Annotated in this window: 12 protein-coding genes; 4 read left to right on the top strand and 8 right to left on the bottom strand. The window is 65.2% G+C overall.

The genetic code is table 11. The features are described 5' to 3' along the window. Window positions 1–26: 26 nt before the first annotated feature. The gene (locus B2246_RS03835; RefSeq protein WP_286879742.1) at window positions 27–875 is read right to left on the bottom strand and encodes a sulfurtransferase; all 849 of its coding nucleotides are present in this window, start codon (window positions 873–875) and stop codon (window positions 27–29) included. 177 nt (window positions 876–1,052) lie between these two features. Between B2246_RS03835 and dnaE the strand changes: the two genes are divergently transcribed. Beyond that, complete coding sequence (gene dnaE / locus B2246_RS03840; RefSeq protein WP_286879743.1) at window positions 1,053–4,556, top strand: DNA polymerase III subunit alpha; 3,504 nt, start codon at window positions 1,053–1,055, stop codon at window positions 4,554–4,556. Further along, window positions 4,549–5,811, top strand: coding sequence for a glycosyltransferase (locus tag B2246_RS03845; protein WP_008643712.1), 1,263 nt, complete (start codon window positions 4,549–4,551; stop codon window positions 5,809–5,811). Before dnaE ends, B2246_RS03845 begins: the two co-directional genes overlap by 8 nt. Here the strand turns inward: B2246_RS03845 and B2246_RS03850 are convergent. After that, the gene (locus B2246_RS03850; RefSeq protein WP_035881566.1) at window positions 5,744–6,526 is read right to left on the bottom strand and encodes a glycosyltransferase family 2 protein; all 783 of its coding nucleotides are present in this window, start codon (window positions 6,524–6,526) and stop codon (window positions 5,744–5,746) included. The genes B2246_RS03845 and B2246_RS03850 overlap by 68 nt on opposite strands. A gap of 96 nt (window positions 6,527–6,622) precedes the next feature. Between B2246_RS03850 and msbA the strand changes: the two genes are divergently transcribed. Both msbA and B2246_RS03860 read left to right on the top strand, forming a co-directional pair. Then, window positions 6,623–8,389, top strand: coding sequence for a lipid A export permease/ATP-binding protein MsbA (msbA, locus tag B2246_RS03855; protein WP_035820263.1), 1,767 nt, complete (start codon window positions 6,623–6,625; stop codon window positions 8,387–8,389). 84 nt (window positions 8,390–8,473) lie between these two features. Next, the gene (locus tag B2246_RS03860) at window positions 8,474–9,058 is read left to right on the top strand and encodes a peroxidase-related enzyme (protein ID WP_186426369.1); all 585 of its coding nucleotides are present in this window, start codon (window positions 8,474–8,476) and stop codon (window positions 9,056–9,058) included. A gap of 38 nt (window positions 9,059–9,096) precedes the next feature. On the opposite strand, the gene B2246_RS03865 is transcribed toward B2246_RS03860, so the two are convergent. The 6 genes from B2246_RS03865 to B2246_RS03890 form a co-directional block, all read right to left on the bottom strand. After that, window positions 9,097–9,615 carry a hypothetical protein gene (locus B2246_RS03865; protein ID WP_035881542.1) on the bottom strand — a complete coding sequence of 173 codons (519 nt, stop codon included), beginning with the start codon at window positions 9,613–9,615 and terminating at the stop codon, window positions 9,097–9,099. A gap of 224 nt (window positions 9,616–9,839) precedes the next feature. After that, window positions 9,840–11,039, bottom strand: a complete 1,200-nt coding sequence (locus B2246_RS03870) for an alpha-D-ribose 1-methylphosphonate 5-triphosphate diphosphatase (protein ID WP_286879746.1) — start codon at window positions 11,037–11,039, stop codon at window positions 9,840–9,842. Window positions 11,040–11,058: 19 nt separating this feature from the next. Continuing rightward, window positions 11,059–11,784, bottom strand: a complete 726-nt coding sequence (gene phnL, locus B2246_RS03875; protein ID WP_286879748.1) for a phosphonate C-P lyase system protein PhnL — start codon at window positions 11,782–11,784, stop codon at window positions 11,059–11,061. Window positions 11,785–11,786: 2 nt separating this feature from the next. Then, window positions 11,787–12,563, bottom strand: coding sequence for a phosphonate C-P lyase system protein PhnK (gene phnK / locus B2246_RS03880; protein WP_286879750.1), 777 nt, complete (start codon window positions 12,561–12,563; stop codon window positions 11,787–11,789). Next, window positions 12,560–13,447, bottom strand: coding sequence for an alpha-D-ribose 1-methylphosphonate 5-phosphate C-P-lyase PhnJ (locus B2246_RS03885; protein WP_286879752.1), 888 nt, complete (start codon window positions 13,445–13,447; stop codon window positions 12,560–12,562). The genes phnK and B2246_RS03885 overlap by 4 nt, the downstream gene beginning before the upstream one ends. Then, entirely contained in the window at window positions 13,444–14,565 is a 1,122-nt protein-coding gene (locus tag B2246_RS03890; protein WP_286879755.1) for a carbon-phosphorus lyase complex subunit PhnI, read from the bottom strand. Before B2246_RS03890 ends, B2246_RS03885 begins: the two co-directional genes overlap by 4 nt.

Raw genomic sequence — 14,565 nt, forward strand, 5'->3', positions numbered from 1 at the left:
GCCGCCGCCCGCTCCATCGGTCTTCGTCAGGCCGCGGCCTGAGTTGCGGTGTCGGTGCAGTGGGGGCAGCTCTTGCCCACCACGTACTTCGGGTGCTGCTGCTCCTCGGGCGTGACCACTGCGCGGCACGCGAAGCACTGAACCGGCCCCGCGGGTTCCAGGTTCGGATTCAGCGCGGTCCGGTAGTCGAACACGAAGCAGTCGCCGTTGTAGTGGCTTCCGCCGACTTCCTCGAAGTACTTCAGAATGCCGCCCTCGAGCTGGTAGACGTGGTCGATTCCCACTTCCTGCATGTGGATGGCGGCCTTCTCGCAGCGGATGCCGCCGGTGCAGAACGACACGATGGTCTTGCCTTCGAACTCGGCCATGTTCTCCGCCACGGCTGGCGGGAATTCGCTGAACTTGTCGATACCGTACTCCACCGCCTTGTCGAAGGTGCCAACCGCCACCTCGAATGCGTTACGCGTATCGAGCATCACTACCGGGCGTCCCTCGTCGTCATGTCCCTGGTCGAGCCAGCGCTTCAGATCCACGGGGCGCACCGAAGGCGCGCGTCCAGCCTCGGGGCGGATCAGCGGCATCTTCATCGTGATGATTTCCTTCTTGGCGCGCACCAGCATGCGCTTGAAGGGCTGATTTTCCGACAGGCTTTCCTTCGACGCGATGTCCGCGAACCGAGCATCGGCGTGGAGCCATGCCATGAATTCGTCGATCTGCTCACGCGTGCCGGCCAGGAACATGTTGATGCCTTCCGGCGCGAGCAGGATCGTGCCCTTCAGGCCGGCCGCGTCGCAGCGCTCGCGCATGACGGGGCGCAGGGTCTCGATGTCTTCGAGCGTGACGAACTTGTAAGCGGAAATATTGACGATCTGCATGGGTGACGCTGCCAGGGCCGGGCACCCGAAACGAGGGTGCTCGATAACTGCCTGATTGGAAAGGCGAAATTATAGCCCCTCAGGCCGCATCCCGACACCTCTTCGGGGGCGCTTCGCATTGCGCCTGCGCAAAAACCCCCAAGTGCGGCGATGGGGGAGCCGGTACAATGGCGCCCTATGTCCGCACCCCGCTTTGTACACCTCCGCCTGCACTCCGAGTATTCGATCGTGGACGGCATCGTCCGCCTCGACGATGCCGTCAAGGCCGCCGCCCGCGATGGGATGGGCGCGCTCGCACTGACCGACCTCGCCAACGCCTTCGGCCTGATCCGCTTCTACAAGGAGGCCCGTGGTGGGGGCGTCAAGCCGGTAGTGGGCGCTGACGTCTGGCTGACCAATGCCGAAGATCGCGACAAGCCCGCGCGCATGTTGCTGCTCGTGCAGGACCGCATCGGCTATCTGAACCTGTGCACGCTGCTGTCGCGCGCATGGCTTGGCAACCAGCATCGTGGCCGCGCCGAGTTCGAGCCCGGCTGGCTCGAGGAGCCGGGCGAGGAAGGCCTGCCGCTGGCCACCGGCCTGATCGCGCTCTCAGGCGCGATGGGTGGCGATGTCGGCCAGGCGTTGGCCAATGGGAATGTCGAGGCGGCGCGCCGTGCCGCCGAGCATTGGGCCCGGGTGTTCCCGCAACGCTATTACATCGAACTGCAACGTGCCGGCCAGCCTGGCACCGACGCCTACGTGCCGCAGGCCGTGCAACTGGCCGCGTCAATGCAGCTTCCGGTTGTCGCCACGCATCCGGTGCAATTCATGACGCCGGACGACTTCACGGCGCACGAGGCGCGCGTCTGTATCGCGGAGGGCGAACTGCTCGCCAATCCGCGCCGCACGCGCAAGTTCACCACCGACCAGTACTTCAAGACCCAGGACGAGATGACCGCGCTGTTCGCGGATATCCCGTCGGCGCTGCAGAACTCCGTCGAGATCGCCAAGCGCTGCAATCTGACGCTGGAGCTGGGCAAGCCACGCCTGCCACTGTTCCCGACGCCTGATGGCATGTCGCTCGACGACTACCTTGTGTTCATGGCCAAGGAGGGTCTCGAAAAGCGGATGCTGGTGTTGTTCCCGGACGAAGCCGAGCGCGAGAGCAAGCGTGCCGAGTACTACGCGCGTCTGGAGTTTGAGACCGGCACCATCATCAAGATGGGTTTCCCGGGCTACTTCCTGATCGTGGCGGACTTTATCAACTGGGCCAAGAACAATGGCGTGCCGGTGGGGCCGGGCCGGGGTTCCGGCGCGGGTTCGCTGGTGGCCTACGCACTTGGCATTACCGATCTCGATCCGCTCAAGTACGCGCTGCTGTTCGAGCGATTCCTGAATCCGGAGCGGGTCTCGATGCCCGACTTCGACATCGACTTCTGCCAGCACGGCCGCGATCGCGTGATCACGTACGTGAAGGAGAAATACGGCAAGGACGCCGTGTCGCAGATCGCCACGTTCGGCACCATGGCCGCCAAGGCGGCCGTGCGCGATGTGGGCCGGGTGCTGGATCTCGGTTACGGCTTTGTCGATGGCGTGGCCAAGCTGATTCCGTTCAAGCCCGGCAAGCTGGTCACGCTGGAGGAAGCGAAGAAGGAAGAACCGGCGCTGGCCGAACGCGAGCGCACGGAAGAGGAAGTGCGCCAGTTGCTGGAACTGGCGCAGCGTGTGGAAGGCATGACGCGTAACGTCGGCATGCACGCTGGCGGCGTGCTGATCGCCCCCGGCCGCCTGACCGATTTCTGCCCGCTCTACACGCAGGGCACGGACGGCATGAGCGGCGTGGTCAGCCAGTACGACAAGGACGACGTGGAAGCGGCCGGCCTGGTCAAGTTCGACTTCTTGGGCCTGACCACGCTGACGATCCTCGACTGGGCCGAGCGGTACATCCGCCGGCTCGACCCGAGCAAGGCCGACTGGAACTGCAGCCAGATTCCGCTCGACGACAGCCCCGCATTCGACATCCTCAAGAGCGCCAACACGGTGGCGGTGTTCCAGCTGGAAAGCCGCGGCATGCAGGGGATGCTCAAGGACGCGAAGCCTGACCGCTTCGAGGACATCATCGCGCTCGTGGCGCTGTATCGTCCGGGCCCGATGGACCTCATTCCGAGTTTCTGTGCCCGCAAGCACGGCCGCGAGAAGGTCGAATATCCCGATCCGCGCGTCGAACCCGTGCTCAAGGAGACCTACGGCATCATGGTCTACCAGGAGCAGGTGATGCAGATGGCGCAGATCATCGGCGGCTACTCGCTGGGTGGCGCCGACTTGCTGCGCCGTGCCATGGGCAAGAAGAAGCCCGAGGAAATGGCCAAGCACCGCGACATGTTCCGCGAGGGCGCCGACAAGAACGGGCTGACCGCCCAGCAGGCCGACGACATCTTCGACCTGATGGAGAAGTTCGCGGGCTACGGCTTCAACAAGTCGCACGCGGCCGCTTACGCGCTGCTGGCTTACTACACGGCCTGGCTCAAGGCGCATCATCCGGCCGAATTCATGGCAGCCAACATGTCGCTGGCCATGGACGACACGGACAAGGTCAAGATCCTCTATGAGGACTGCCGCCTGAACAAGATCGAAGTGTTGCCGCCGGACGTCAACGCCAGCGAGTACCGTTTCGCGCCGACCGATGCGAAGACCATCCGCTACGGCCTGGGTGGCATCAAGGGTTCGGGCCAGGGGGCGATCGAGGACATCCTGCGCGCGCGGGAAGAGCGGCCATTCGACGACCTGTTTGATTTCTGCGAGCGCGTGGACCGCCGCCAGGTCAATCGCCGCACGATCGAGGCGCTGATTCGCGCCGGCGCTTTCGACAGTCTCAACGACAATCGCGCCCAGTTGCTGGCCTCGGTATCGATCGCGATGGAGGCGGCCGACCAGAAGGCCGAGTCGGCCAACCAGGTGTCGCTGTTCGACCTGATGGATGACGCCGGCGCGTCGCATCGCCCCGAACTGGTGGATGAGCCGTGCTGGACACCCAAGCGCACGCTGCAGGAAGAGAAGCAGGCGCTCGGCTACTACTTCTCCGGTCACCTGTTCGATGCGTCGCGCGACGAGGTGCGCCGGTTCGTCAAGGGCACGCTTGCCGCGCTCGAAAAGGAAGTGCAGGGCAATGGCGGTGGCTACGGCCGCGACGTGCGCGGCAAGGTGATTGCCGGCGTGATCACCGGCATCCGTACCCAGATGACCCAGCGCGGCAAGCTGATCATCGTGCTGCTTGACGATGGCACCGCGCAGATCGAAATGACGGTGTTCAACGAGCTGTACGACGCCAACCGTCACATGTTCCGCGAGGACGAACTGCTGATCGCGCAGGGCAATGCGCGCCACGACACCTTCACAGGCGGCGTGCGCTTTACGGCGGATTCGGTGCAGGACCTCGTTGCCGCGCGCGCCCGCTACGCCGATGCCGTGTGCCTCGGCTTCAACGGCAATGCCTCGACGGAGCGCCTGCGCGAGCTGCTGACGCCGTACCTGGCCCACGTGTCGCAGACCCCCGGCGTGCCGGTTCGCATCAGCTATGTCAACAAGACCGCGCAGTGCGAGGCGATGCTGGGCGACCAATGGCAGATCACGCCTTCGGAGGAAGCGTTGACGAGCCTGCGTACCGCCCTGGGCGATACCGTGCGCGTGTTGTATGGCTGATCCGACGAAGGCGCCGGTCGTGCAGGGCGAGCGCAAGCCGCGCGTCCTGTTTCACGTCACGCACTTCCTGCACGGCGGGATCGAAACGTCGCTGGTGTCGCTGATCAACGCGCTGGATCGGGAAGGGTTCGAGATCGGCCTGACGGTGACGTATCCGTCCGAGGCGCTCGAGACCCATTTCCGCGCGCGGCTGCCGGTCGGCGTGAAGCTTCAGGTGCTGGCGCCCGAACGCTGGCTTTCGCATTGCCGCCAGCTCAAGAAGGCGCGCAAGCTCGGGCCGCTTGGAAAGATCTATGAGGAAGTGCTGCTGCCGCCCGTGCGCAAGCCGCTGATGAATCGCCGCTTCCGGCAGGTGCTGGCGCAGGGCTATGACGTGGTGGTCGACTACGACATGTCGCTGTCGCGCATCACCGGTCCGCTGCCGGTCCCGATGATGGGATACCAGCACTTCAGCGTGGCGCACCTGGAGCGGGGTCATCGGCGCAAGCTGCGCAAGCTTCGGCACCAGTGCCGCACCGACTACGCGGCCGTGGTGATGTTGACCGACAGCATGTTGAACGATGCGCGGGCGCTGATTCCCGATGTGGCGGACAAGCTCGTGCGGCTCTACAACACCATCGACCTCGACAGCATCCGCGCCAGGGCGAACGCGCCGCTCGATGCTTCTGCGCAGCCGGCGGGACCGTACATCGTGTCCGTCGGTCGGCTCGAGGAGAGTCAAAAGGATTTCACGACGCTGCTGCACGCTTATGCGCAGCTTGCGAAGGAAGGTATCGACGAGGATCTGGTGCTGGTCGGCGATGGCGCATCGCGGCCGCAACTCGAGGCGCTGGCCGCATCGCTCGGTATCGCCGATCGCGTGACCTTTGCTGGCTTCCAGTCGAACCCCCATGCCTGGATTCGCCAGTCACGGCTCCTGGCGTTCAGCTCGAAGATGGAAGGTTTGCCCAATGTGCTGCTCGAAGGGCTGGCGGTAGGGCAGGTGGTGGTCAGCACCGATTGTCCGACGGGGCCGCGCGAGATCCTCGACGATGGCCGCGCCGGGCTGCTGGTGCCGGTGGGCGATGCCGCGCAGCTTGCGGCGGCGATCAGGCGTGGCTTGCAGGACGCTGCGCTGCGCGAGTCACTGCTGGCCCACGCAGCAACCCATATCGAGCAGATGGGCTTCAGGCCGACGGCCCAGGCGTTTAGTGTGCTTGCGGATCGCCTGATGCGGCGGGCTGGCGTGCCTGCTGTTGCAGCAGCCACAGCTTGATGTACTTGTAGTAGCTGGCCTGACCGTTCATCAGCGCGATGGCCAAGCCCTGCGGGCCGTCCAGAAATCCGCGGCGCAGCAGGTAGGTGCGCAGGAATGCCCAGCTGCCATGCAGCCACGCGCTGGCCGGCGTGGCGGTCTTGCCACGCTGGAATGCCTGCGTGGCGCCCAGCGTTGAATACTGGTCGACCTTGCGCAGCACCTGCGAGAAGTCGTCGTAGGTGTAGTGCAGCAGCGGATTCCGGAGGTGCGCGATCGGGCCGTCGGTGACGACGTTCTCGTGCACGAGGTCGTCGGTGAACCTGGCCTTTCCCACGCGGAACAAGCGGGTCAGGCGGTCGGGGTACCAGCCGCTGTGCCGGATGAAGCGGCCGCAGAAGCGTGACAGGCGGGGCATGTCGTAGGCGTCGGCCTGACCCGATGCGATGGCTGCCAGGATCTCGTCGCGCAGTTCCGGCGTGACGCGCTCGTCGGCGTCGATGGAGAGTACCCACTCGCTTTGTGCCTTGGACAGGGCGAGGTTTTTCTGTGGACCGAAGCCGGGCCACGTCGCGGTCTGGTGGACCTCCGCGCCCATGGCGCGGGCAGTTTCCACCGTGCCGTCCGTGCTGCCGGAGTCCACTATAATCGCGCGGTCGCACCAGGAGACGCTCTCGAGGCACTCCCGGATATTGTGTGCCTCGTTTTTAGTGATCAGTACGACAGAGATTTTCATAGAGATGCTTGCAATGGGATTCCGCACGCCGACGCTGCCCGCCATTCTAGCGGCAGTCGCCCCGGCGTCCCTTTCCCGTTGGCAAGTGGAGCGAACGTGACCGACAACAAACAACAAACGCCCCAGGAATCCGATACCCTCAAGCGCGTCTGGGCCTATCTGAAGCCCGAGAAGCGCAACTTCGTGCTGGCCATCATCGCCATGGGCCTGGTGGCGGCCAGCGAAGGGATTATTCCGAAGGTCGTCAACGACCTGCTCGACAAGGGCTTCGGCGGCAGCTACGCCGGCAAGCTCTGGCATGTGCCCGCGCTGCTGGTGGGCGTGGCGCTGGTGCGCGGCCTGGCGCAGTTCGCCTCGGGCTACCTGCTTTCGCAGATCTCGAACGGCGTGTTGCTGAAGATGCGGATGCAGATGTTCGACCGGATGCTGCACGCTCCGGCGCTGTTCTTCCACCGCAATACCGCTGCCTCGCTGATCAATGCCGTGATCTTCGAGGTGAACCAGGTGATGCAGATCCTCACCGGCGTGCTGATCACCTTGGTGCGTGACTCGCTGACCGTGGTGGCGCTGCTGATCTACCTGTTCTACACGAACTGGAAGCTGACCCTGGTGGTGGCAGTGCTGCTGCCGGCGATCGGCTTCGTGATGTCGAAGGTCAACCGCCGCCTGCGTCGCCTGAACCGTGAGCATCAGGCGCTGACCAACACCGCCGCCTATGTGGTGGAGGAATCCGTGGGCGGGTTCAAGGTGGTCAAGCTGCACGGTGGCGAAGCGTACGAAATGTCGCGTTTCGAGGCGATGGCCGAGCGGCTGCGCGGCTACTCGATGCGTATGGCCGTGGCCGGTGGCCTGAATCAGCCCGTGACGGCGTTCCTGGCATCGCTGGCGCTGTCCGTGATCCTGACGATCGCGATGATCCAGGCGCAGGGCAACCAGACCACGATCGGTGGCTTCACCGGCTTCGTGATGGCGATGCTGCTGCTGATCTCGCCGCTCAAGCATCTGGCCGACCTGAACCAGCCGCTGCAGCGCGGCCTGACCGCGGCCGAGATGATCTTCGGCCTGATCGACGAGCCGATCGAGCCGCAGAACGGTGGCCTGCCGCTGGAGCGGGCCCGTGGCGATCTGGTGTTCGACAATGTCGGCTTCCGCTATGGCGATGCCGCGCGCGCCGCGCTGAACCATGTCAGCCTGCGTGCTGCGCCGGGCGAGGTCGTGGCGCTGGTGGGGCCGTCGGGTAGCGGCAAGACCACGCTCGTGAACCTGGTGCCGCGCTTCTTCGATCCGACCGAGGGTCACATCTTGCTCGACGGTCAGCCGATCGACCGTTTCGCGCTGGCCGACCTGCGTCGCCAGATCGCCTTCGTCAGCCAGGATGTGGTGTTGTTCAACGACACCGTGGCCGCCAATGTGGCCTATGGTGTGCATCCGCGCGAGAAAATCGACATGGCCCGCGTGGAACGCGCGCTGGCGGCTGCCTACCTGACCGACGTGGTCAAGGGCCTGCCGGAAGGGCTCGAAACGAACATCGGCGACAACGGCATGAAGCTGTCTGGCGGTCAGCGCCAGCGTCTGGCCATCGCGCGAGCGATCTACAAGGATGCGCCGATCCTGATCCTCGATGAGGCGACTTCGGCGCTCGACTCAGAGTCCGAGCGTCAGGTGCAGGCCGCGCTGGAATCGCTGATGGTCGGTCGCACCACGCTGGTGATCGCGCACCGCCTGTCGACGATCGAGAACGCCGACCGGATCGTGGTGCTGGAGCAGGGCCGCGTAGCCGAGCAGGGCAGCCACGCCGAGCTGATCGGCAAGAACGGCCTGTACGCGGGCCTGCATCGCATCCAGTTCGCGTCACAGGCATAAGCTGTTCGTGATTCGACGGCCGTGACGAGGGGTCACGGCCGGGCATGTACCAACAGGGGAACATACCCCGCTGAGGAGACAGACATGACCCAACCCATCAGCCGATATCCGGTTCCCGCCATCGAAAACCTGCCGGACGACATCCGCCAGCGCGTGCTCGAAGTCCAGGAGAAGGCCGGCTTCGTTCCCAACGTTTTCCTGGCCCTGGCCCATCGTCCCGACGAGTGCCGCGCGTTCTTCGCCTATCACGACGCGCTGATGCTCAAGGAAACCGGCAACCTGACCAAGGGCGACCGCGAGATGATCGTGGTGGCCACGTCGGGCGTGAACCAGTGTCTCTACTGCGTGGTGGCCCACGGCGCCATTCTGCGCATCTACGAGAAGAAGCCGCTCGTGGCCGATCAGGTCGCGGTGAACTACCTCAAGGCAGATATAACGCCGCGCCAGCGCGCCATGCTCGACTTCGCGATGAAGGTCTGCACGGACTCGCATACGATCGGCGAAGCCGATTTCGAGGCACTGCGCGCCCATGGGTTTGACGACGAGGACGCGTGGGACATCGCCGCCATCACGGCGTTCTTCGGGCTCTCCAACCGCATGGCCAACACGATCGGCATGCGTCCGAACGAGCAGTTCTTCCTGATGGGGCGCGTGCCGAAGGCCAAGTAGGGCGATTCGGCGGCTCAGCGGTTCAGGGGCTCGGGGGCTCAGCGGATCTGCGCGCAGCCGCCGTTCTTAGGGTCGAACAGCACAGGCCACGCCTGGTCGTAGATGCCCGGCGTGCAGTGCTTCTCGCATCGGGCATGAGCCAGCGTGATACGGCGCGGGTCCTGCCACACCATCAGCGTGCAGCCGCTGCCATCTATCGCATGCAGTTCGATGTGTGGCGTCTGCTGTACCTGCTTGAATTCCGACAGGTCGAAGTGGCACCAGCCACGGCGCGATACCCACAGCTTCCAGGTCAGCGATTCCACGGCATTGTGCGAGACACGCACTGTCGCGTCCTCGCGGAAACCATCTTCCTCGGTGCGTCGGCAGATGCCGGAGATGTCGATCTCGTGCGCCGCGATCGGTGTGGCGCGCACGGCGATTTCGGGGGTCTTCGAGGCGTAGGGAGCGGGAAGCTGGCCGGTGTAGGTGGGCGGCCCTTTCGGAGCGAACGCTTCGACGCAGGCGGCGCACAAAAAAACAGCCAGCATGGCTGGCATTGCATTTCTTAACGTCATATTGGCCCCCTTCACGCGACCCGCTCATCTACTGTAGGGGATGCCGCTGCAAAGGCCAGCAGGATATGTTCCGTGGAAGTCCTAGCGTATGGGCGGTGGAGCGGAACCTATACTCAACGGATGTGCCCGCGTCGGGGGCACCCACCCTCTTCCCCGGCAACTCTCCCGCCTGCGGGCGAGAGGCTGGGGGGAGAGGGCGAGGCCTCTCAATGGCCCATCACATGTCAAGCCACCGCTTGCATCTCAGTGGCACGCGGCGCAGCAGGCTGCACCATCGGATATCCCGCCGCGAACACCAGGCGTCCGGCTGACCATGTATGGGTGACCATCGGCTGCCCGGCAATGCTGCCCACGGCGATGACGTCGGCGCGCTTGCCCGGCGCCAGCCGGCCGCGATCGTCCAGCAGGCAGGCATCTGCCGGATTGGACGTGACCAGCGCCAGCGCCCGGTCGAGCGGAAGATCGGCGAGGCGCGATGCGGCGAATGCCGCCGCGATCAGTGTGGACGGCTGGTAGTCCGAGCAGAGGATGTGGCCGACGCCGGCGTGAATCGCATCGATCGCACGCATCGAACCGCTCTGGCTTTTGCCGCGCAGCACGTTCGGTGCGCCGAGGATTGTCGGGAGCGCGTGGGCCGAGGCGGCCCGCGCCGTCTCCACGTTGATCGGAAACTCGCTCATGCGAACCCCCAGCGCGTGCATCGCGGCGATGCGTTGCGGAGAGTCGTCGTCGTGGCTGGCAGTGGGGATGCCGAGTTCGTGCGCCTTCGAGACCAGACGGTTGACGCGCTCGGTCGCGCCGGCCAACTCGGCCGACTTCTTCGCAGCCGCGTCGGCGGCTTCCTCGCGGCTCATGCCGTGATTGCCCATCATGTACGACAGGTAAGCATCGAGCGTCTTGAACTGGCCCTGGCCGGGCGAGTGGTCCATGACCGACAGCAGGTCGACCACGCCTTCGGCCATCAGCATCTCGAGCACCGGCACGGCGGCGTTATCGGTGACTTCATAGCGGCAGTGGATGCGATTGTCGACGAGGCTGTGCGCGCGATACGCGGCCACGGTGCGCACCAGCGTCGCGGCGGTCTCGTTGTTGCGCACGCCGAACTGGTTGCTGGCGAACGACAACGCGTGGTACGGCGTGGTGATGCCGGCCGCGGCATTGCGGCGGTCGACTTGCGCCACTGCGAAGTCGAGCGGGAACAGCACATTGGCGCGTGGCTCGGCTTCCTTTTCGATGGCGTCGCAGTGGACGTCGATCAGTCCGGGCATTACGGTGTGGCCGCGCAGGTCGATGACCTCGGCGTCGGCCGGGGCGGAAGCTGGCTCGATGGCGGCGATCTGGCCATCGGCGATCAGCATTGCGCTGTCGTGCAGGACGCGATCCGGTAGTACCAGCGTCGCGTGCGTGAGGTAAGTGGTAGGCATGTCCGGTTCCAGTTCAGGTTCAGGCAAGCCCCGTAGCCGGCTGCAGCGGCAGCATCCGCGTGGCCACCGCATCGCGCACGGCCTCGTCGTGGAAGATGCCGATTAGCGAGCGGCCCTCGGCCAGCGCTTCGCGGATCAGTTCGATCACCACCGCCCGGTTGTCGGCGTCGAGCGATGCAGTGGGCTCATCGAGCAACAGGATCGGATGGCCCCCGATCAGGCCGCGCGCGATATTCACGCGTTGTTGCTCGCCGCCGGAGAACGTGGCGGGTGGCAGATCCCAAAGGCGGCGTGGCAGGTTCAGCCGTTCAAGCAGCGTCGCGGCGCGGGCGCGGGCTTCCTCGTGGCTGGCGCCGCGTTGCTGCAGTGGATCGGCTACCACGTCGAGCGCGGAGACGCGTGGGATCGCACGCAGGAACTGCGAGACATAGCCGATCACATCGCGGCGCAGTTTGAGCACGCGCTGCTCCGGGGCGTTGGTCAGTTCCACCCATGGCTCGCTGGCCTCGCTCGTGTCGCGCAGGCGGATCGTGCCTTCGGTCGCGAGGTAGTTGCCGTAGAGGCAGCGCAGCAGCGTGCTCTTGCCGGTGCCGGAACGGCCGGACAGCACGAGGCATTCGCCACGCGAGGCGTCAAAGTCGATGGCGCGCAGCACGGGCAGGCGAATGCCACCCTGGTTGTGCAACGTGAACATCTTGCCGAGGCCGCGGACCTCGATCAGTTTCTGGTTGTTGGATTGCATCATGATCATCCCTGCAGGATGGAGGAGACCAGCAACTGCGTGTACGGATGCTGCGGGTCATCGAGGATCTGATCGGTCAGGCCCTGTTCGACCACGCGGCCGCCCTGCATGACCAGCGTGCGGTGCGCGAGCAGGCGTGCGACGGCCAGGTCGTGCGTGACGAGGATCGCGGCCAGGCCCAGGTCGGTGACCAGGCGGCGCATCAGGTCGAGCAGCCGGGCCTGCACGGAGACGTCGAGCGATGCGGTCGGCTCGTCCATGAACACCAGGCGTGGATGCGTGACCAGGTTGCGCGCGATCTGCAGACGCTGCTGCATCCCGCCCGAGAACGTGGTCGGCACATCGTCCAGTCGGGCGAGGTCGATTTCCATTTTCTCGAGCCAGACACCCGCGATCTCGCGCAGGTCACCGTAGTGGCGATTGCCGACGGCCATCAGGCGTTCGGCGATATTGGCGCCGGCGCTCACCTGCATCCGCAGGCCATCGCGGGCGTGCTGCCGCACGAAGCCCCAGTCCGTGCGGGCCAGCAGACGCATCCGCGCACTCGACAGTCCGGCCAGATCGGTCAGCCCCGATTCGCGCATGTCGTAACTGACGCTGCCGCGCTGCGCCTTGACCTGCATCGACAGGGCTTGCAGCAGCGTGCTCTTGCCCGAGCCCGATTCACCAACCACGCAGAGCACTTCGCCCGGATAGAGATCGAAGTTGACATCGTGGCAGCCATGCACGCCGTCCCAGGTGTGCGTCAGGTCGCGTACGGAGAGCAGAGGCGTCGCGTTCATTGGGCACCTCCTGCGGCCTGCTTCACCGCCTGCGCGGCCTGGCGGTCGGCGCAGTACTCGGTGTCCGAGCACACGAACATGCGCGTGCCGGCATCGTCGGTGATGATCTCGTCGAGATAGCTGTCGATGGCGCCGCATTGCGCGCAGCAGCTCGACCACTTTTCCACGGTGAACGGATGATCGGCGAAGTCGAGGCTCTTGACCGTGGTGTACGGCGGCACGGCATAGACGCGCTTCTCGCGCCCGGCGCCGAACAGCATCAACGCGGGGCTACGGTCGAGCTTCGGGTTGTCGAACTTGGGGATCGGCGAAGGCCGCATCATGTACCGCTGGTTGACGATCACGGGGTAGTCGTAAGTGGTGGCGATATGGCCGTGATGGGCGATGTCTTCGTAGAGCTTCACGTGCATCGAGCCATATTCGGCCAGCGCGTGCATCGTGCGCGTTTCGGTTTCGCTCGGCTCCAGCCAGCGCAGCGGCTCGGGAATAGGTACCTGGTAGACCATCGTCTGGCCCGCGCTCAGCTTCGTTTCCGGGATGCGGTGGCGCGTCTGGATGATGGTGGCGTCGGTGGTGCGTTCGGTCGTCTGCACGCCGGTCACGCGGCCAAAGAAGCGGCGGATGTTGATCGCGTTCGTGGTGTCGTCCGATCCCTGGTCGATGACCTTGAGCACGTCCTGGCGGCCGATGATCGCGGCGGTCACCTGGATGCCGCCCGTGCCCCAGCCATACGGCAGTGGCATTTCACGGCTGCCGAACGGCACCTGGTAGCCGGGGATCGCAACGGCCTTGAGCAGCGCCCGGCGCAGCATTCGCTTGGTCGATTCGTCCAGATAGGCGAAGTTGTAGTGTTCGTCGCGCGCGACGGTAGCGGTGGCGTTCATGCCAGCGACTCCTCCTGGGGTTGGTCTTCGGCCGGCGCATCGGTGGCCGCGCCCTGTTGCTCGGCGCGCAGCCGCCGCAGCAGTTCGAGGTTGGCCTGGAAGTCCACGTAGTGCGGCAGCTTCAGGTGTTGCACGAAGCCGGACGCTTCGACGTTGTCGCTGTGATACAGCATGAATTCGATATCGTTGGCCGGTGCGTCACCTGCCTCGCCGAGCTCTTCCGCGCGCATCGCGCGATCGGCCAGCGCCATCGACATCGCCTTGCGCTCGTTGTAGCCGAACACGAGCCCGTAGCCACGCGTGAGTCGCGGCGCTTCGTCGGCGTTGCCGGCGAACTGGCTCACCATCTGGCATTCGGTCACTTCCACTTCACCGATGGTGATGGCGAAGCCGAGTTCCTCGATGAACATCTCGACTTCGGTGCTGCCATAGCGAATCTCGCCGGCGAACGGGTGCGAATTGCCATAGCCGCGCTGCGTGGAGTAGCCCATCGACAGCAGAAAGCCTTCATCGGCGCGCGCCAGGTTCTGCAGGCGTGCGGGCCGCTCGGCGGGGAGCGTCAACGGTTCGCGCGTCAGGTCCGGCGGGGCGGGGTCGCCCGGAGGAATCGCGTCGGCTTCCACCAGCGATTCGGCTTCCAGCAAGCTGGTGACGCGCGGCATGTTCGGGGCCAGCGGTTCCGGCGAGGGCGCTAGCGGCGCGGGGTCGCGGCCCGCTTCGAGCGTGAAGTCGAGCAGACGCTGCGTGTAGTCGTAGGTCGGCCCGAGGACTTGCCCGCCGGGCACGTCCTTGAACGTCGACGAGATCCGGCGCTGCAGACGCATCTTGCCGGTATCCAGCGCCTGGGTATAACCGAAGCGCGCGAGCGTGGTGCGATAGGCCCGCAGCAGGAAGATCGCTTCGATCTGATCACCCGCAGCCTGCTTGAGCGCGAGCGCGGCCAGGCGTGGGTCATAGAGCGAACCCTCGGCCATCACGCGCGATACCGCCAGCGGCATCTGTTCGCGGATCTGTTCGAGTGTGATTTCCGGTACCGACGTGTCCCCCCGACGATAGGCGTCGAGCATCTGGTAGGAGTTCAGGATGGCGCGTTCGCCTCCTTTGACGGCTACGTACAT

It is taken from the genome of Cupriavidus sp. UBA2010, assembly GCF_002335265.1.
Classification (GTDB): Bacteria; Pseudomonadota; Gammaproteobacteria; order Burkholderiales; family Burkholderiaceae; genus Cupriavidus; species Cupriavidus metallidurans.